Source organism: Afifella sp. YEN Y35 (assembly GCF_047553465.1).
Classification (GTDB): domain Bacteria; phylum Pseudomonadota; class Alphaproteobacteria; order Rhizobiales; family Afifellaceae; genus Afifella; species Afifella aestuarii.
Genome location: NZ_CP180203.1, coordinates 2,123,212 through 2,141,097 on the forward strand (window position 1 = coordinate 2,123,212; position 17,886 = coordinate 2,141,097).

A 17,886-nucleotide genomic window follows, 5' to 3' on the forward strand; every position below is an offset into this window, starting at 1 on the left:
CGGCCCATGCGCTCGCCGGTCATCTCCTATGCCGGGCCGGGTTTTTCCTCGCGGCGCTCCGGAACCCACCTAAATCCGACCTGACAGCCGACGCTCGGCAGCCAGAGGCAGCGCCTCTGCGCCAGTCGCGTCGGCAGACAGGAAAGGACGAACATGCACATCGATCCGCAAGTCGAGAAAGTGCTCCAACGCATGGCGAAGGCCGGCGGGCCGCCTCTGCACACAATGAGTGTCGCGGAGATGCGCGCCACCCAGGGCGTGCTGCAGCACACATTCGGCGGCCCGATCATCGATATGGCGGAGGTGAAAGACGTGGCGGCCGACGGGCCGGCCGGGCCGATCAGGCTCAGGCTCTACACGCCGCACGGCGTCGACGACACCGGACCCGCGATCATCTATCTGCATGGCGGCGGCTGGGTGCTCGGCACGCTCGACACGGCGGACACGCTCTGTCGGCGCATCGCCGATACCGCCCGCTGCCGGATCGTTTCCGTCGATTACCGCCTCGCCCCGGAAAACCCGTTTCCGGCCGGCCCTGAGGATGCGATCGCCGCCACGCGCTGGATCGGCGCCCATGCCGGCGAGCTCGGCATCGATGCGAACCGGATTGCCATCGCAGGCGACAGCGCCGGCGGCAGCCTTGCCGCTGTCACCGCGCTCGCGCTTCGCGAAGACACGCCGAAGCTCGCCTTCCAGGTGCTTCTCTATCCCGCGACCGACAACAGCGAAGCCTCCAATGCGCGCCCCTCGCGCATCACCAATGCCAAGGCGCCGCCGATCACGCTTGAAGACATGATCGCGCTCGTCCGCAACTACCTGCCCGATGCCGAGGCAGGCCTCGATTGGCGCGCCTCGCCGCTTCTTGCCGAAGACCATCACGGCCTGCCGCCAGCCCTCATCGTCACCGGCGGTCACGATCCCCTGCTCGATGACGGCGCGGCCTATGCGCAAAAGCTCCGCGATGCCGGCGTCGAAGTCCTGCACCGGCATTTCCCCGGGCAGGTCCATGGATTCATGGAACTCGGCGGCGTCGTCGATGCCGTCGGCGAGGTCATGGAGACGATCGCGCTTCTCGCCAGGCAGCGCTTCTAGGAGAGCTCGCCTGGCTCAGCGCCCGTAGACCAGAATGTGGTTGTTCGCCGGCATCTCGATCTTGTCGAGCGGCTTCAACCCGTTCTCGCCGGCAAGGACGCAGAGCGCCTGCACGTCGCGCAGGCCCCATTCCGGGTTCGCCGCCCGCAATTGCGCGTCGAACTCGGCATTGCTCTCGCTCATGGCGCCGTCATGGGCGAACGGGCCGTAGATGAAGAGCAGGCCGTCATCGGCGAGATAACGGCCGGCCCCCGCCATCAGATGTCCCGACACGGCAAAAGGTGTCACATGCAGGATGTTGATGGCGAGGATGGCGGCAAGCTTCGCCGGCGGCCGCCCCGTCGCGCCGCCCTCTTCGCCGAGCCGCCAGGTCTCGCAGAGATTGAGATCGACGACGTCGCGCAGATTGGGCTGCGGGTCGAGCGCCGCCCAGGCGGCGATGCTCGCCCGGTGCATGGGCTCTTTGTCGGACGGCCAGAAGGTGAGATGCGGAAAGGCTTTGGCGAAGCCCACGACATGCTGGCCGGAGCCGGAGCCCACTTCCAGAACATCGCCTGAGCGCCCCTCCAGAAACGGCGTCAGCGCCGTGCGGATCGGCACATGGTTCTTGTGGAACGAGCGCGTGTCGAGGCGTTTGTCGCCCGCGGCCACGGGGCTCGTGCTTTGACGGCCAGGGATGAAATCGGTCATCTCCGGAAAATAGAGAAGGCCGGCGGCCACGGCCATACGGCCCGCCGTCGCGGCAGGCTCAGCCCTGAAAGATTCCCGCCCCGATCTCCGGGCGTCCCGCCTTCCTCGAGGCCGCGATCACCGTGTTCGCCATCAGCATGGCGATCGTCATCAGCCCGACGCCGCCCGGCACCGGCGTTATGGCCCCGGCGACGTCCGCGGCCTCGTCGAAATCGACATCGCCGACGAGCCGCGTCTTGCCCTCGCCCTTCTCGGGTGCGGGAATCCGGTTGATGCCGACATCGATGACGGTCGCGCCCGGCTTCACCCAATCGCCCTTGATCATCTTCGGCCGCCCGACGGCCGCGACCAGAATATCGGCGGAGCGGCAGACGGAGGGCAGATCGCGCGTCCGCGAATGGGCGATCGTCACCGTGCAGTTCTCCGCCAGAAGCAGGTGCGCCACCGGCTTGCCGACGATGTTGGAACGGCCGACGACGACGGCGTTGAGCCCGCTCAGATCGGGCGTCACCGATTTCGCCATGACGAGACAGCCGGCCGGCGTGCAGGACACGAGCGCTTCATCGGCCGAGCCCGACACGAGACGGCCGACATTGATCGGCGAAAGCCCGTCGACATCCTTGTCCGGATCGATGGCCGCGATCACCGCCTTCTCTGAAATATGCTTCGGCAGGGGAAGCTGCGCCAGGATGCCGTGGATCTTCGGATCGGCATTGAGCCGCGTGATCAAGGCGAGAAGCTCGGCCTCGCTCGTTGCCTCCGGCAGGCGATGCGTCTCGGAATGAAAGCCGCATTCCTCCGCCTTCAGGCCCTTGTTGCGGACATAGACCTGGCTTGCCGGGTCCTCGCCGACGATGACGACCGCAAGTCCCGGCTTCACGCCGGTTTCCGCTTCGAGCGTCTCGCGCGCCGCCTTCACCTTGTCGATGGTCTGCGGTGCGATCACCTTGCCGTCGATGATGTGAGCTTTGGGGCGCGCTTGGGGCTCGGACATATGCTTCTCCGTCAGGATCGCGCTCAAGGCGCGTGCGGGCCTGATAGCGTGCACGGATCGCAAGCGCAAAGGGGCCTTTCGGCGATGTCTGCAGAGCTTTGCCGAACCTCGAACCAAGGCCGACGGACAAAAGTGAGCGACAAAGAAAAAGGCCGCCGCCGTTTTGCCGGCAGCGGCCTGTCTGGTTTTCCGCCCCGATCTGAGGATCTTGGCGAAGATCCCGAGCGGGAGATTTGGCTCAGGCGAGCGTCAGATGCGACGCCCGCGGATGCCGCCGAAGATGGCCGAGATAAGGAAGAGGACCACGGCGACGAAGAAGATAATCTTGGCAATGCCCACAGCCGTGCCGGCAATACCACCAAATCCAAGAACCGCAGCAATCAGCGCGATCACGAGAAAGGTTAATGCCCAACCGAGCATGACAAACTCTCCTGTCTACTGCGCCAATTGGCGCTTTCGGGACAGATAACGCGCAGGAACGTGTTCGGTTCAATTGCACGCTTGAAAAAGTTTGCTGCCTCGCAAGAGGACGAGGTGTCACAGACCGCGTAAAAGCAGGGCCTGAGCCAGAACCAGCGTTTTGGCGTCGTTGATCCCCGCTTCCCGCACGAGGGCGAAAAGCCGATCGAACGAGATCTCCACGACCTCGATCGCCTCGCCTTCCTCGTCCTTGCCGCCACCCGCGCCCTTGCGGTCCTCCGGGCGATAGGGCGACAGAAAAAGATGCGCGAGTTCCGTGAGGCAGCCGGGAGCCGGGTAGACGCTTGCGACATGTTCGGCCTTGCCGAGCGTCACGCCGAGTTCTTCTTCCGCCTCGCGCAGGGCCGCTTCCTCGGGCGTCTCGCCCGGATCGATGATCCCGGCGCAGGCCTCCATGATGAAGCCGCCTTCGGGGCGCTCGGCAAGCGGCGCGCGCCATTGCCGGACGAGGAGGACCGTGCGGCGTTCGGCATCGTAGGGAAGCAGGCTCGCCGCATCGCCATGGTCGATGACTTCGCGCTTGTGCGCCTCTGACGAGAGCCCCGTCACCGTCAGTTCGTCCATCCGGTTCCAGCCGGCATAGACGCGGCGACGTTCGACGATTTCTGGCAGCGTTTTCTTCATGGCGGTCGGAAGCTCGGCTATCACGGAAGGAGATTTTTGCGGCGGCATGGACGATTGCAGAGAGGCCGGCAAGGGCGAAAGCCGGAAAAGGCGCAGCAAATTCCGCGAAATCGCAGGCAAACCGCGGGTTCCTGCCTTTCCGTCGGCTCATTTCGTCTCTACATGCGGCAACGAGATGCAAGGAGTCTATGATGCAACGTGAGGGCGCCGCAGTGGTGCGGCTCGAAGATTACCGACCGACCGATTACGCCATCGACACCGTCGATCTCGATTTCCGCCTCGATCCGACGGCGACCCAGGTCACCGCGTCTCTGGCACTTCGTCGCCGCGAGCCCTCCCCGGCTGAAAACCCGCCCCTCGTTCTCAACGGCGACGGGCTGAAACTGAAGCAGGTCTTCGTCGATGGCCGCACGCTCAGCGCCGACGAATACGAAGCGACGCCCGACCGCTTCACGCTCTCCACACCGCCGCACGAGCCCTTCACGCTCAAGATCGTCACCGAGATCGATCCGGAGAACAACACGGCCCTGATGGGGCTTTACCGCTCGAGCGGCGTCTACACGACGCAATGCGAGGCGGAAGGCTTCCGTCGCATCACCTATTTCTACGACCGGCCCGACGTGCTCGCCGTCTACACCGTGCGCATGGAAGCGCCGCGGGCGGCGACGCCCATCATGCTCTCCAACGGCAATCTCATCCAAAGCGGCCCGGTGGAAGGCACCGACCGCCATTATGCCGTCTGGCACGACCCGTTTCCGAAGCCCTCCTATCTCTTCGCCCTCGTCGCCGGCGATCTCGGCTCCATCCACGACGAATTCGTCACCGCATCCGGCCGGCGCGTGCGCCTCGGCATCTTTTGCGAGCACGGCAAGGAAGAGCGCTGCCGCTATGCCATGGATGCGCTGAAGCGCTCCATGCGCTGGGACGAGGAAGTTTTCGGGCGCGAATACGATCTCGACGTCTTCAACATCGTCGCCGTGTCCGATTTCAACATGGGCGCGATGGAGAACAAGGGTCTCAACGTCTTCAACGACAAATACGTGCTCGTCGATGCGGAGACCGGAACGGACATGGATTACGCCCATGTCGAAGGCGTGATCGCGCACGAATATTTCCACAACTGGACCGGCGACCGCATCACCTGCCGCGACTGGTTCCAGCTCTGCCTCAAGGAAGGCCTGACCGTCTTCCGCGATCAGGAATTCTCCTCCGACATGCGTTCGCGCCCGGTCAAGCGGATCTCCGATGTGATCGGCCTGCGCCAGGCGCAATTCCCGGAAGATGCCGGCCCGCTCGCCCATCCGGTGCGCCCGACCGCCTACCGCGAGATCAACAACTTCTACACGGCGACCGTCTATGAAAAGGGCGCCGAAATCTGCCGCATGCTGAAGCTCGTCCTCGGCGATGAAGGCTTCCGCGCCGGCATGGACCTCTATTTCGAGCGCCATGATGGCGGCGCCGTCACCATCGAGGATTTCATCGCGTGCTTTGCCGATGCGACCGGCAGGGATCTCACCCAGTTCTCGCTCTGGTACCACCAGGCCGGCACGCCGAAAGTGACGCTCCGCCACGCTTATGATGCGCAGAGCGAAACGCTCTCTCTCAGCCTCGCCCAGGAGCTGCCGCAGACGCCGGACAACAAGCCGAAAGAGCCGCAGCTCATCCCGCTGTCCTTCGGCCTCGTCGGCCCCGACGGTCAGGATCTCTCCTGGGAGGACGTCGATGCGCCGGCCGGCCTCGGCGAAGGCGGCAAGGAGGCGCTCGGGCGCGGTCTCATTCTTCTCACCGAGAAGGAATTGAACCTCACCTTCCGCGGCGTGCGTGCCGAAGCCGTCCCGTCGGTGCTGCGCGGATTTTCGGCGCCCGTGAATCTCGAGGCGGATCTCACCGACGACGACCTCTTCTTCCTGGCGCGCCAGGACACGGACGCCTTCAACCGCTGGGAGGCGCTGCAGAGCCTCGCCCGCCGGGCGATCCTCTCAGGCTATCAGGCGCTGTCGAGCGGCGGTGCCGCCTCCTTCGATCCAAGGCTTGCGGCGGCCTTCGCGGAACTTGCCGAGAACACCGATTTCGACCCGGCTTTCCGGGCGCTCGCCCTCGCCTTGCCGTCGGAAAACGAGATCGCTCAGCTGATCGCCAAGGATGTCGATCCCGACATCGTCTACGAGACACGGCAGGCGCTTGCCGGCTTCATCGGCGAGAAGTCAGCCGAGCGCATCGTCGAGGCGGCCAAGCGCGAGCCTGCGATGCCGGCCTATTCGCCCGATGCCGACAATGCCGGACGCCGCGCCCTCACCTTCGCCGCCTGGCGCTATCAGATCGCCGCCGGCAAGGCGCGCGGTCGGGACGAAGGCACGCAGGTGCGCAAATCCTTCGAGACGGCGACCAACCTCACCGAGCGTCTCGCGGCGCTCAGGCTTCTCGTGCACGAGAACCTCACCGGCGCCTCGGCCGCGCTCGACGCCTTCTTCGAGCGCTACCGCGACAATCCGCTCGTCCTCGACAAATGGTTTGCCGTGCAGGCGATGCAGCCCGGCCACGAGACGCTGAAGAAGGTCGAGGCCCTCACCCAGAATCCGGCGTTCTCCTGGAAGACGCCGAACCGGGTCTATTCGCTGGTGCGCACCTTCGGGGCCGGCAATCCGACGGCCTTCAACCGTCCCGACGGCGCCGGCTATCATTTCCTCGCCAATGCGATCGCCGATCTCGACAAGAGCAATCCGTCCGTCGCCTCGCGGCTCGCCACCTGCTTCCGCAGCTACCGGCTGCTCGAACCAGGGCGCCGCACGCATGCGGAGGCCGCCTTGCGGGCGCTCGCCGACCGTCCGGACCTCTCCACGGATGTGGCCGATATCGTCATTCGTACGCTGGGCTAGAAGCCGATCTTCCTGCGGGTCTGGACAATCTGATTCGGTCAGATTCAAATGAGGTGATTCGGGGGTGCGGCTGCCCCCAAATCACTGGAGGTTCTGCATGGCGCGGGCTCATCAAGCCATCGCGTCCGCGTTCAGGCGTCTACCCAACGTAAGACGCCTCGACCGGCAAGCGCTGGCGGGCCATGCGCGCCTCTTCATCCACCCTGCCTATGCGCGGCTGGTGCGAGCGGAGCCGCTGATCCGCCGCCTCATCCCGTTCCTCATCGTCCTCTTCATCATCACGCTCGGCATGATGCGGATCGTCGTCTTGAGCGATGCGCGCGGCGATATCGAGAACAAGGCCAAGCTGACGCTCGGCCTTCTCGCGAGCTCGATTGCCACCAATCTCGAAGAGATGCGCGGGCAGATGCCGGCAACCGCGATGTCGGAGACCTATCACGGCATCCTCGCCAACGCGCTGCCGCCCGGCGCGGAGGATTCCGGCCGCGTCACCGTGCTCGCCGATCCGCTCGGCAAGATCGTCGCGGTCGATCCTTATGCGGTCGAACTCGTCGGCCGCTCGCTCGACGATCTTCTCGGTCCCGGCCAGCCGCTCACCACGCTCGGCGAGCGCGCCGGCGTTTTGTCCATCCGCCTGCCGGACGGCAACGACGTGCTCGCCACCGTCCATCATATCGGCGAGGCGACCGGCTCCGTCGCCATCTACCAGCCGCTGTCCGCCGTCTTCGCCAACTGGCGCAGCAACGTGTCACGTGAGGCCACCGTCTTCGTCGGCACCTCGATCATCCTGTCGATCCTGGGCTTCGCCTATCAGGCGCAGACGACGCGCGCGGAAGAGGCCGATTACATCTACAGCGAAACGCAGAACCGCGTGCATATGGCGCTGATGCGCGGTCGTTCGGGGCTGTGGGACTGGGATCTGTCGCGCGGGGCGATCTTCTGGTCGCCCTCGATGTACGACATCGTCGGCCTGCCCGCGATCAACAACCTCCTCTCCGCCGGGGATGTGTCGTCGCGCATCCATCCGGAAGACGGCGATCTCATCGAAATGGCGAACGCCCTCATCCAGGCCGAGGGGGCGCAGATCGACCGCGAATTCCGCATGCGCCACGAATCCGGCCGCTGGATCTGGGTTCGGGTGCGCGGCGAGGTCGTGCGCGATGCCGACGGGCCGCATTGGATCGGCATCGCCGTCGACGTGACGGAATCGAAGCTTGCCGCGGAAGCCTCCCGCACCGCCGATCTTCGGCTGCACGATGCGGTGGAGGCGATTTCGGAAGCTTTCGTCTTGTGGGACGCGTCCAACCGCCTCGTCCTGTGCAATTCAAAATATCAGGAGCTCTATCAGCTCCCGGACAATCTGGTGCGGCCGGGCACCGCCTATGCCGACGTCGTGGCGAGCGGACGGCGGCCACAATTCGCAAGCCTCCTGCCCGCCGCCGAAAGCCCGCAGCTCGGCGGCCGCTCCGTCGAAGCGCGCATCGAGGACGGGCGCTGGCTGCAGATCAACGAACGGCGCACCAAGGATGGCGGCTTCGTCTCCGTCGGCACCGACATCACCGCCTTGAAGCAGCATGAAGCCCAGCTTCTGGAGAACGAGCGCAAGCTGACGGCCACCGTCGCCGACCTCCGCGGCTCGCGCCAGCAGCTCGAAAAGCAGGCGCAGCAGCTCGTCGAACTCGCGGAGAAATACGCGCTCGAGAAGGAGCACGCCGAGGAGCTCTCCCGCGTCAAATCGGAATTCATGGCCAATGTCAGCCACGAGCTCAGAACGCCGCTCAATGCCATCATCGGCTTTTCGGAGATGATGCAATCGGGCGCCTTCGGCCCGCTCGGCAACGAAAAGTACGAGGAATACTGCGCCGATATCCGCGATTCCGGCGGCTATCTCCTCAGCGTCATCTCCGACATCCTCGACATGACGCGGCTGGAATCGGGCCACATCTCGCTCGATCCGAGCGAGGTCGATCTTGCCGAACTCGCCGAAGAGGTGGTCGCGAGCCTCGGCAAGGAAGCCGCCGAAAACAACATCGACATCCGTCTGGAGGTGGAGAAGGACTTCCGGCTCGATGCCGACCGCAAGGCTCTGCGTCAGGCGCTCCTCGCCGTCGTGTCCAACGGCGTCAAATTCACGCCCGCCGACGGCAAGGTGAAGATCAGCGCCCGCAGGCGCGGCGGCGAAGCGCTGATCGCGGTAGAAGACACGGGCATCGGCATTCCGAAAAAGGCTCTCGAGCGGCTCGGCCGGCCCTTCGAGCAGGTGGCCCGCCAGATGACCCGCGACCACAAGGGCTCCGGCCTCGGCCTCGCCATCACCCAGTCGATCGTGCAGCTGCACGGCGGCGATATGCGCATCGATTCCTCCGAAGGCGTCGGCACACGCGTCACGCTGTCCCTGCCCTTGCACCAGCAGGCGGCGAACGCCGCCTGAGCATCCGGCACGACGGTGCCCCTCAGCCCGCGACGTTCCGCCCGCCGATCACGGCTTAATCCTGCGGCCGCGATCCTTATATGCAGGTTGCATCATGTGATCCCCGCAGCAGCAAGGCAGGCCGTTGGAATTTCACCATTTGCGCAGCCTCGTCGGCGTTGCCGAGACCGGTTCGATCTCGCGCGCGGCCGAGCACCTCGCCACCAGCCAGCCCGCCGTCAGCGCGCATATCAAGCAGCTTGAGGAGGAGCTCGGCTTTGCCCTCTTCGAGCGTTCCTCGCAGGGCATGCGGCTCACGGCGGCAGGCGCCGAAATGCTGGTTCGGGCGCGTGCTGTCCTCAAAGCCCGCGCCGAGTTCCTCGATCACGGCCGCTCGCTCGGCGGCACTCTCAAGGGCGTCATCAGCCTCGGCATCTCGCCCTGCGCCTGCGAGCATCGTCTGGCAGGCCTCATCGCCGGCATGGCGCTGGCGCATCCCCTCACCCGGCTCGACATCTGCGAGGCCTCTTCGGCGGAGATCCTGGAGCGCATCCGCTCCGGCGAGCTTCTCGCCGGTTGCGTCTCCACCGAGCCCGATCTCGAAGCCGGGCTTGCCGCGGTGGAGATCGACACGATCGTGGTGCGCGCCGCGATCCCGAGCGCCTGGCAGGAACGTCTCGCCAGCGCCGACAGCGACACACTCTCCGAAACGCCCTGGCTCCTGCCGCCGCCCGGCACCCAATGCCGCAGGCTCGCCGAGGCGATCCTTGAGCGGCGCGGCATCCACCCGCAGGCGATCGCCGGCACGGTTCCCGAAAAGACGGCGCGCGAGCTCATCGCCGGCGGCATGGCCGGCGGCTTCCTGCACATCTCCGCCTGCTCGGCCGAAACGCCCGGCATCTCCTGGCTCTCCGACATGGAAGGCCGGGCGGCGCAGCGTCTCGTCTACGCGGACCGTAAACCGCAGAACGCGCTTCTCACCGGCCTTCTGGACGTCGCGCGCAGCGCCTTGCCTCAGCCTTCGGCGAGACCCTCGCAAAAGCTGAGTATGCCCCTCTGATATTACTATTTCTGCGGTCGTAAGCGCTCCCCTACATTGAGTTTGCCGGACCATCGGGTGGCCTGCGGCGGCGGCTGTACCGACACGACCTCGTCCCCACACCGTCGTTGACATGCTCTCCGAAGGGCCGGCGTCCTTTTTATCGGCAAGGGAGCAATTTCCATGACCGCAGCTGTAACGAGCGGAGGCGGCGAGCCTACGCGACGCGACTTCATCGTCGTCGCGACCGGCGCCATGACGGTCGCGGCTGTCGGCGGCCTCGCCTGGCCGTTCATCGACCAAATGAACCCCGACAGTTCGGCGTTGGCGCTGGGCTCCATCCAGGTCGACGTGTCCGGCATGGAAGCCGGGCAGTCGATCACCGTGATGTGGCGCGGCAAGCCGGTCTTCATCCGCTACCGCACCCCGGAAGAGGTGGCGGCAGCGCGCGACACGCCGCTTTCGGACCTCAAAGATCCGGTGGCGCGCAACGAAAATCTCGAAGCCGGCGCCCCGGCGACGATGGAAAACCGCAGCCCGGCGGGCCGCGAAGAATTCCTCGTCATGATCGGCATCTGCACCCATCTCGGCTGCGTGCCGACCGGTGAAGCGGGTGAGTTCGGCGGCTGGTTCTGCGCCTGCCACGGCTCCGTCTACGACACGGCCGGGCGCATCCGCCATGGGCCGGCGCCGCGCAACATGGATATTCCGATCAACAATTTCGTCGACGACACGACGATCAAGATCGGCTGACGGCTTCGGCTTGGGCGGCGCTCACCCCCGGCGCCGCCTTCTTTTTCAGGTCAGGCCTCGCTTTCAGGCGCCGTCGCCCTCGTCGGCCGCCTGAGAGCCCTCCCGGCGCAAAATCGCGTCGAAGATCTTGTGCACCTCTGCCTGCGCCTGATCGAGGCGCGCAATCAGCCCGTCGAAATCGCTCATCACCTGGCTCGGCGGCAGGTCGCCAGCTTCGGCGACGATCTCCGCCTGCGTGGCGAGCCGCAAGAGCAGACGCTTCGTGCCCTCCGCCGTCGCATCCGGATCGCGTGCCGCATCTTCGCCGATGAGCCGGAGCCCCTGCAGCAAAGCCGCCTGCAGGCGCGAGGCTTTGGCCAGCACCTTCCACGTCCCGTCTTCCCCCGCATTGCCCCGCTCTTCGTCCCCTGCATCGTGCAGGCTTTCGAAGATACGGTGAGGCGGCGCCGGCTGCGGGGCCGCGCGCCCGGCCAGAATCAAATATTGCGCCAGGAATTCGAGCGCCGTCAGCCCGCCGGGCACCGTCTTCAGCTGCCAGCGCGACGTGCCGCCTTTGGCCGCCTGCACGCGGTCATACATGGAGGCGATGTCGTCCTTGAGCTTTGCATCCTCACGCCTCGTCGCGAGCACCTCGGAAATCACCGTCTCGACACGCGTTCCGAGGTCGCCTTCGGCAAAAATGCAGCGCGCCCGGCACAGCGCCATATGCTCCCAGGTCCAGGCCTCTTCCCTCTGATAGCGTTCAAAGCCCGAAAACGGCGTCGCCAGCGGGCCGGCGCGTCCCGACGGGCGCAGCCGCAGATCCACTTCGTATGCGGCGCCTTCCGCCGTCTGCGCGGAGAGCGCCGTCACGAAGCGCTGCGTCAGCCGCGTATAATATTGGCTCGGCGCAAGCGGCTTCTCGCCGTCGGATTCCTTCGCGTCGGCGGCGAAATCGTAGACGACGATGAGGTCGAGATCTGAGGTCGCCGTCATCTCGCGGCTGCCGAGCCGGCCCATGGCGAGAAGCGCCACATCGCCCCCCGGCACCTCGCCATGACGGCGGGCGAATTCCCGCCGCGTCGCCACGAACAGCGCCTTGATCACCGTCTCGGCGAGATCGGCAAAGGCGCTGCCGGCTTCCGGCGCATCCATCGCGCCCGCGAGCACTTTCACGCCGATCAGAAAGCGCATCTCGCGCGCAAAGATCCGCGCCCGGTCGAGCCGATCCTCGTAGCTGCGCGCATCGGCAAGGCTCGTGCGAAGCTGCGCGTCGAGCGCCTTGCGTCCGATCGGCTCGGCCAGCAATTCCGGGTCGGTCAGGATGTCGATGACATGCGGCCGCTTGGCGAGCGTTTCCGCCAGCATCGGCGAGGCGCCGAGCACCAGCGCCAGAAGCTCGAGCAGGCCCGGATTGGCGGCCAGCAGCGAAAACAGCGGCACGCCCGCCGGCAATTTGCGCACCACGGCATCGAAGGCGCGGAAGGCCGCATCCGGATCCGGCGTCTCGGCAAGGGCGGCGAGAAGGGCCGGCGTGAACTCCGTCAGCCTCTCGCGTGCGGTTGTCGACCGCGTCGCCTGATAGCGGCCGAAATGCCAGGCGCGCACGGTCTCCGTCACGTTCGCCGGCTGCCGGAAGCCGAGGTGAGACAAGGTTTCAAGCGTGCCTGGATCGTCGTCGCCGCCCGTGAAGACGAGATTGCCGAGTTCTGTCGACAGCGGCGCCGCCTCCTCGAACAGCTCCTGATAGCGCGCGGCGACGGCGTTGAGATGTTTCAGAAGCTCCGTCTCGAAATCCTCAAGCTCGGCAAAGCCGCAGAGCCTGGCGATGCGCTGAAGCCCTTCCCCGTCTTGCGGCAGGGTCTGCGTCTGCTCGTCGCGCACCATCTGCAGCCGATGCTCGACGCCGCGCAAAAACACATAGGCGCGGTCGAGCTCGGCGGCTTCCGCGCCGGTGATCCAGCCCTTTTCGGCAAGCTTTGCGAGCACGTCGCGGGTGCGCAGGCCGCGCAGATCGGCGTCGCGGCCGCCGGCGATCAATTGCTGCGTCTGGGCGAAAAGCTCGATATCGCGAATGCCGCCCCGCCCGCGCTTCAGATCGTGGCCGGCGACGCGCACCTTGGCGTGGCCGCGATGGATATGCACCTGCCGCTTGATCGAATGGATGTCGGCGATCGCGGCGAAGTCGAGATGCTTGCGCCAGATATAGGGGCCGAGCTCGCGCAGAAAGTCCTCGCCCACCTTCCTGTCACCGGCGGCCGGCCGCGCCTTGATGAGCGCGGCGCGCTCCCAGTTCTGGCCCATGCTTTCGTAATAGGAGAGCGCCCCCGGGATCGACAGCGCGACGGGCGTCGCCCCCGGATCGGGACGAAGTCTCAAATCGACGCGGAAGACATAGCCGTCGGCGGTCCGCTCCTGCAGGAGCGAGACGAGCCGGCGCACGATCCTGACCCAGAAGACGGAGCGTTCGACACCCTCAGCCGGCCCCGGCGTCTGCGGATCGAAGAGCACGATCAGATCGATGTCGGAGGAATAATTGAGCTCGTGCGCGCCCTGCTTGCCCATGGCGAGCACGACGAGGCCACATTCGCGCGGCCCGCCCCCCTGCCATTTGCCCTGCCTCTCCGCCTCGCGCAGGAGAAAGGCGAGCGCGGTGTCGATCGCCTGATCGGCAAAATCGGACAAAGCGCCGACGACGCCTTCAAGCTCCAGCGCACCGCCGAGATCGGCAAGGCCCAGCGTCAGCGCGACCTTCTGCTTCGCCTGCCGCAGCGCCGCCATGAGCGCCTTCTCATCCGCAGGCTCCAGATCCGCGAGAGCGGCCGTCGTCTCCTGAAGCAAAACCTCGGGCGCCGCGTCGATGATCTCGGCGAGCCGGTCGATATCCTTTGCCGCCAGATCGAGGAGATAGGGACAATCGCCGAGGCTCGTCCCCAGGAAGGCTTTCAGCGCGTCATCGGCGAGGAGCGCCTGAAGTGCTGCCTCCTTCTCCTGGCGTCCGGCGGCATGGGCAAGGCGCTCAAGCGCCTTTTCCGCCTCCGGAGACGGCGGCAGCGGCTTGATCCTTTGCCTCAGAGCTTTTTGCGTCATCGGTGAGCGCTCTTTCGTTGGGCAGGGCCAGGACAGCTCTAAGGCCTGGCGCGGCATCTTCCAACCTCAGCTCGCCATGATGCAGTTTCGTCACGGCCGCAACGAGGGCGAGACCGAGGCCGAAGCCCGGGCGCGTGCGGCTTTCGTCGAGACGCACGAAGCGCTCGATGACGCGCGGGCGGTCGGCTTCGGGAATGCCCGGCCCGTTGTCGGCGACGGAAAGCTCCACGCCCGCCTTGCCGCGCTTCAGGCCGATCCTCACATGCGCATCCTCGACCACCTCGCCGGCATGCTTGATGGCGTTATCGACGAGGTTCGCGAGCGCCTGGCTCAGAAGCTCGCGGTTGCCGTAGAGCATCATCGGCTCCTCCGGCAGATCGGCACTCAGCGAAACGCCCGCATCTTCGGCGAGAGGCTCATAAAGCTCCACCACATCGGCGACGACGGCGCTGCCGTCGATCTCGCCGAAGGCGAGCCCCGACGAGCCCGCCTCGGTGCGCGCGATCATCAGCAGAGCATCGAAGGTTCTGATCAGCTGGTCGGCGTCTTCGAGCGTCGTCACCAGCGCCTCGCGGCCGCCGTCATCGGGATGCGCCAGCGCCGCCTCGACCCGGTTGCGCATGCGCGTCAGCGGCGTCTTGAGATCGTGAGCGATGTTGTCGGAGACCTGTTTCAGCCCGATCATCAAGGCTTCGATGCGCGCCAGCATGGTGTTGAGGCTGAGCGCCAGGCGGTCGAACTCATCGCCCGTCCCCGTCACTTCCAGACGCCCCGACAGATCGCCGGTCATGATCTGCCGGCTCGTCGCGGAGATGGAATCGATGCGTTTCAGAACCCGTCGCGACACGAACAGCCAGCTCGCCAGCCCGAGCACCACCATCAGCCCGACGGTCAGGATCAGCGCCTGGCGGATGATCGCCACGAAGCGCTGCCGTTCACCGATGTCGCGGCCGACGAGAAGCCGGAAACCGCCGGGCAGCGCAAAGACGCGCACCAGCGCCACATGGTCGGCGCTCGTATCCTCTTCCAGCCGGCGATAGGGGATCGGATGAAGATCGGAATCCGGGCGCGTCAGCACTTCCGCGGGTACCGCGGCCACGTTGCCGACGATGATGTCTCCGTCCGGATCGGTGACGAGATAGAGGCTCGCGCCCGGCTGGCGGCTGTGCCGGTCGATGATGCGGGCGACGCGGCTCAAGCCCCCCACCTCGTACTGGCGGGCGAGTTCGCGCGTTTCCTGATCCACCGCCTCGGCGAGCTGCGTCGTCAACAGCTGCGTCGTGTTCTTGGCGATGTAGAAGATGAGGAAGGCGGCGAAGATCGTGAAGACGGCGAGATAGACGGCGGCGAGCTTGAAGGCCGTCGTTCGCAAGAGGCGCAGCCGGCCGCCGGCCTTGCCCGCGGGAGACCGTTTAGCCATCGTCGCGGATGACGTAGCCGGCGCCACGCACCGTGTGCAGGAGCTGCTTTTCGAAGTTCTTGTCGATCTTGCCGCGCAGGCGCGACATGTGCACGTCGATCACGTTGGTCTGAGGATCGAAGTGATAATCCCAGACATTCTCCAAGAGCATGGTGCGGGTGACGACCGTGCCGGCGTTCTTCATCAGATATTCCAGAAGCCGGAATTCGCGCGGCTGCAGCAGGATCGTCTCGCCGCCGCGTGTTACCGTGCGCGCCAGACGGTCGAGCTCGAGATCGGCGACCCGGTAGCGGGTTTCCGCCTCGTTTGGCGTGTTGCGCCGCGCCAGCACCTCGATGCGCGCCAGAAGCTCTGAAAAGGCGTAGGGCTTGGCCAGATAATCGTCGCCGCCGGAACGCAGCCCCTTCACCCGATCGTCGACCTGGCCGAGCGCCGAGAGGATCAGCACGGGCGTGCGGTTTTCCTCCTCGCGCAGTTCCGAAATCACGGAGAGCCCGTCGCGTTTCGGCAGCATCCGGTCGACCACGAGCACGTCGTAATTCTCGTGCGAGGCCATGGCATAGCCTTCGTCGCCGTCGCTTGCGTGGTCGGCGACATGGCCGGCCTCGCTCAGCGCCTTGACGAGATAGGCGGCCGTTTCCTGATCGTCTTCGATGACGAGAATACGCATGAGAGGGAGCTTCCTTTCCGTCTCCTTGGTGGGGCTGAGACGCGAAACGGCGGATCGCGCTGCGATCCGCCGCTCCGGACGGCCGGCGGTGGGGGCGACTTTAACCGCCGAAAGGCCGTTTCTGAAGTCGGGGCCGGAGAGGAGGCCCCGCTTCTTGTCGTCAGCCCTGGTCGTCGGTCGGCAGAGCCACGAAGCGCGAATTGCCGTTGCGCTCGACCTGCATGAGCACCGCCTTGCGGCCCTGCTCTTTCACGGCAGCGATCTGGTCTTCGAGATCGGAGCCGCTGCGCACGGACTTGCCGCCGGCGCGCACGATCACGTCGCCTTCCTCGAAGCCCTTCTGATCGGCCGCCGAACCGCTGTCGACGCCGATGACGACGACGCCGTCGCCATCCTGGTTGGGCTCGACCGCAAGACCGAGGCCTTCAAGGCTCGTCGGCGCGGCCTGATCGCCGCTGTCCTGGCTGTCGGCAGACGCCGTCTGCTTGCCGAGCTTGCCGAGTTCCACGTCGATCGTGCGTTCGCGACCATCGCGCAGAACCGTCAGCTCGACCTTGGTGTCCGGATCGTAGGCGGCGATCATGCGGGCGAGTTCACGCGGGCCGTCGACCTTGTTGCCGTCGACTTGCGTGATGATGTCGCCGGCCTGGATACCCGCCTGCTTGGCCGGGCCGCCATCCTGCGGGTCCGCGACGAGCGCGCCCTCGGTGGAGGAGATCCCGAGGCCTTCGGCGATGTCTTCCGTCACCGGCTGAATCTGCACGCCGAGCCAGCCGCGGGTCACCGCGCCGTCCTTGCGCAGCTCGGAGACGACGTCGCTCACGACATTCGCCGGAATGGCGAAAGCGATGCCGACATTGCCGCCGGAGGGCGAGAAGATGGCCGTGTTCACGCCGACGACCTCACCCTTCATGTTGAAGGTCGGGCCACCGGAATTGCCGCGGTTCACCGGCGCGTCGATCTGGATGAAATCGTCATAGGGGCCTGCGCCGATGTCACGTCCGTCGGCGGACACGATGCCCGCCGTCACGGTGCCGCCAAGCCCGAACGGGTTGCCGACCGCCACGACCCACTGGCCGATCTTCGGCGCGTCCTGGGAGAGGTTCACATAGGTGTAATCGTTGCCGTCGACCTTGAGGAGCGCAAGGTCGGTGCGCTCATCGACGCCGACGACCTTGGCCGGCAGCTCCTTGCCGTCTTCCATGACGACGGTCACTTCGGAGCCGTCCTCGACGACATGGTCGTTGGTGACGATGTAGCCGTCCTGCGAAATGAAGAAGCCGGAACCCTGGCTCATGCCAAAGCGCGGATGATTGCGATGGTGGGGGCTGCGTCCGCGGTCGTTGTCGTCAAAGTCGAAGCCGCGCGGGCCGAAGCGCTTGAAGAATTCGTTCAAGGGATTGTCGTCGGGCAGATCCGGCATGGAAAAGCGGCGACCATCACCTTGGAAGGTCACGGGATTGACTTCGGATTTCACACGCACGCTCACGACGGCGGGCTTCACCTTCTCCACGAGACCGGTGAAATCGGCCGGACCTTGGTTTTGAACCTGCACCTGCTCGGCGCGGACCGGCTGCGTGTCGGACAGGATGGCGCCGGAGGCAGCCACACCCGCTACGCCAAGCGTCACAGCGCTGGCGAGAAGCGCATTCCGGAACTTTCCAAGTGTCGAAACGCGGTTCTTGTTGTTCGTCATATTGCTCGTTCTCCAGGGCGTTAACTCGATGTCCGCTCCGCGGGGGGGCGCGCGGAGCGGACTGGAGGCCGCA

The 17,886-nt window shown here is 65.8% G+C and carries 13 protein-coding genes; 5 read left to right on the top strand and 8 right to left on the bottom strand.

Features of this window, described 5'->3' with window-relative positions; translation table 11 throughout:
• The first annotated feature begins 153 nt into the window (after nucleotides 1-153).
• Nucleotides 154-1,092: an alpha/beta hydrolase gene (locus ACK8CP_RS10090; protein ID WP_414831661.1), complete on the top strand. Its 939-nt coding sequence runs from the start codon at nucleotides 154-156 to the stop codon at nucleotides 1,090-1,092.
• 15 nt (nucleotides 1,093-1,107) lie between these two features.
• On the opposite strand, the gene ACK8CP_RS10095 is transcribed toward ACK8CP_RS10090, so the two are convergent.
• From ACK8CP_RS10095 to ACK8CP_RS10110, 4 genes are all read right to left on the bottom strand, one after another.
• Nucleotides 1,108-1,818: a DUF938 domain-containing protein gene (locus ACK8CP_RS10095; protein ID WP_414831662.1), complete on the bottom strand. Its 711-nt coding sequence runs from the start codon at nucleotides 1,816-1,818 to the stop codon at nucleotides 1,108-1,110.
• A gap of 22 nt (nucleotides 1,819-1,840) precedes the next feature.
• Nucleotides 1,841-2,776: a bifunctional methylenetetrahydrofolate dehydrogenase/methenyltetrahydrofolate cyclohydrolase FolD gene (gene folD, locus ACK8CP_RS10100; protein ID WP_414831663.1), complete on the bottom strand. Its 936-nt coding sequence runs from the start codon at nucleotides 2,774-2,776 to the stop codon at nucleotides 1,841-1,843.
• Nucleotides 2,777-3,025: 249 nt separating this feature from the next.
• Entirely contained in the window at nucleotides 3,026-3,196 is a 171-nt protein-coding gene (locus ACK8CP_RS10105; RefSeq protein ID WP_092809512.1) for a DUF1328 domain-containing protein, read from the bottom strand.
• A gap of 117 nt (nucleotides 3,197-3,313) precedes the next feature.
• Nucleotides 3,314-3,880: an NUDIX domain-containing protein gene (locus ACK8CP_RS10110; RefSeq protein ID WP_414831664.1), complete on the bottom strand. Its 567-nt coding sequence runs from the start codon at nucleotides 3,878-3,880 to the stop codon at nucleotides 3,314-3,316.
• Between the two features lie 188 nt (nucleotides 3,881-4,068).
• Here ACK8CP_RS10110 and pepN point away from each other — a divergent pair, with 188 nt between their 5' ends.
• From pepN to petA, 4 genes are all read left to right on the top strand, one after another.
• Entirely contained in the window at nucleotides 4,069-6,756 is a 2,688-nt protein-coding gene (gene pepN, locus ACK8CP_RS10115; protein WP_414831665.1) for an aminopeptidase N, read from the top strand.
• A 97-nt stretch (nucleotides 6,757-6,853) separates the two neighbouring features.
• Nucleotides 6,854-9,187, top strand: a complete 2,334-nt coding sequence (locus ACK8CP_RS10120; protein ID WP_234630585.1) for an ATP-binding protein — start codon at nucleotides 6,854-6,856, stop codon at nucleotides 9,185-9,187.
• Between the two features lie 124 nt (nucleotides 9,188-9,311).
• Complete coding sequence (locus ACK8CP_RS10125) at nucleotides 9,312-10,226, top strand: LysR family transcriptional regulator (protein ID WP_414831666.1); 915 nt, start codon at nucleotides 9,312-9,314, stop codon at nucleotides 10,224-10,226.
• Nucleotides 10,227-10,388: 162 nt separating this feature from the next.
• The gene (gene petA, locus ACK8CP_RS10130) at nucleotides 10,389-10,958 is read left to right on the top strand and encodes a ubiquinol-cytochrome c reductase iron-sulfur subunit (protein ID WP_128292621.1); all 570 of its coding nucleotides are present in this window, start codon (nucleotides 10,389-10,391) and stop codon (nucleotides 10,956-10,958) included.
• Between the two features lie 63 nt (nucleotides 10,959-11,021).
• Here the strand turns inward: petA and ACK8CP_RS10135 are convergent, their stop codons facing one another.
• From ACK8CP_RS10135 to ACK8CP_RS10150, 4 genes are all read right to left on the bottom strand, one after another.
• Entirely contained in the window at nucleotides 11,022-14,027 is a 3,006-nt protein-coding gene (locus tag ACK8CP_RS10135; RefSeq protein ID WP_414831667.1) for a bifunctional [glutamine synthetase] adenylyltransferase/[glutamine synthetase]-adenylyl-L-tyrosine phosphorylase, read from the bottom strand.
• The gene (locus ACK8CP_RS10140) at nucleotides 13,957-15,447 is read right to left on the bottom strand and encodes an ATP-binding protein (RefSeq protein ID WP_414831668.1); all 1,491 of its coding nucleotides are present in this window, start codon (nucleotides 15,445-15,447) and stop codon (nucleotides 13,957-13,959) included. Before ACK8CP_RS10140 ends, ACK8CP_RS10135 begins: the two co-directional genes overlap by 71 nt.
• Nucleotides 15,440-16,117, bottom strand: a complete 678-nt coding sequence (locus tag ACK8CP_RS10145) for a response regulator transcription factor (RefSeq protein WP_092809500.1) — start codon at nucleotides 16,115-16,117, stop codon at nucleotides 15,440-15,442. Before ACK8CP_RS10145 ends, ACK8CP_RS10140 begins: the two co-directional genes overlap by 8 nt.
• Before the next feature lie 160 nt (nucleotides 16,118-16,277).
• Nucleotides 16,278-17,813: a Do family serine endopeptidase gene (locus ACK8CP_RS10150; protein WP_414831669.1), complete on the bottom strand. Its 1,536-nt coding sequence runs from the start codon at nucleotides 17,811-17,813 to the stop codon at nucleotides 16,278-16,280.
• Between the last annotated feature and the right edge of the window lie 73 nt (nucleotides 17,814-17,886).

Bases quoted from the DNA above. Each gene is read 5' to 3' on its own strand.
- ACK8CP_RS10090 (WP_414831661.1), top strand. From the start codon at position 154: ATGCACATCGATCCGCAAGTCGAGAAAGTGCTCCAACGCATGGCGAAG.
- ACK8CP_RS10140 (WP_414831668.1), bottom strand. From the start codon at position 15,447: ATGGCTAAACGGTCTCCCGCGGGCAAGGCCGGCGGCCGGCTGCGCCTC.
- ACK8CP_RS10095 (WP_414831662.1), bottom strand. From the start codon at position 1,818: ATGGCCGTGGCCGCCGGCCTTCTCTATTTTCCGGAGATGACCGATTTC.
- folD (WP_414831663.1), bottom strand. From the start codon at position 2,776: ATGTCCGAGCCCCAAGCGCGCCCCAAAGCTCACATCATCGACGGCAAG.
- ACK8CP_RS10145 (WP_092809500.1), bottom strand. From the start codon at position 16,117: ATGCGTATTCTCGTCATCGAAGACGATCAGGAAACGGCCGCCTATCTC.
- ACK8CP_RS10120 (WP_234630585.1), top strand. From the start codon at position 6,854: ATGGCGCGGGCTCATCAAGCCATCGCGTCCGCGTTCAGGCGTCTACCC.
- ACK8CP_RS10150 (WP_414831669.1), bottom strand. From the start codon at position 17,813: ATGACGAACAACAAGAACCGCGTTTCGACACTTGGAAAGTTCCGGAAT.
- pepN (WP_414831665.1), top strand. From the start codon at position 4,069: ATGATGCAACGTGAGGGCGCCGCAGTGGTGCGGCTCGAAGATTACCGA.
- ACK8CP_RS10135 (WP_414831667.1), bottom strand. From the start codon at position 14,027: ATGACGCAAAAAGCTCTGAGGCAAAGGATCAAGCCGCTGCCGCCGTCT.
- ACK8CP_RS10110 (WP_414831664.1), bottom strand. From the start codon at position 3,880: ATGAAGAAAACGCTGCCAGAAATCGTCGAACGTCGCCGCGTCTATGCC.
- ACK8CP_RS10105 (WP_092809512.1), bottom strand. From the start codon at position 3,196: ATGCTCGGTTGGGCATTAACCTTTCTCGTGATCGCGCTGATTGCTGCG.
- petA (WP_128292621.1), top strand. From the start codon at position 10,389: ATGACCGCAGCTGTAACGAGCGGAGGCGGCGAGCCTACGCGACGCGAC.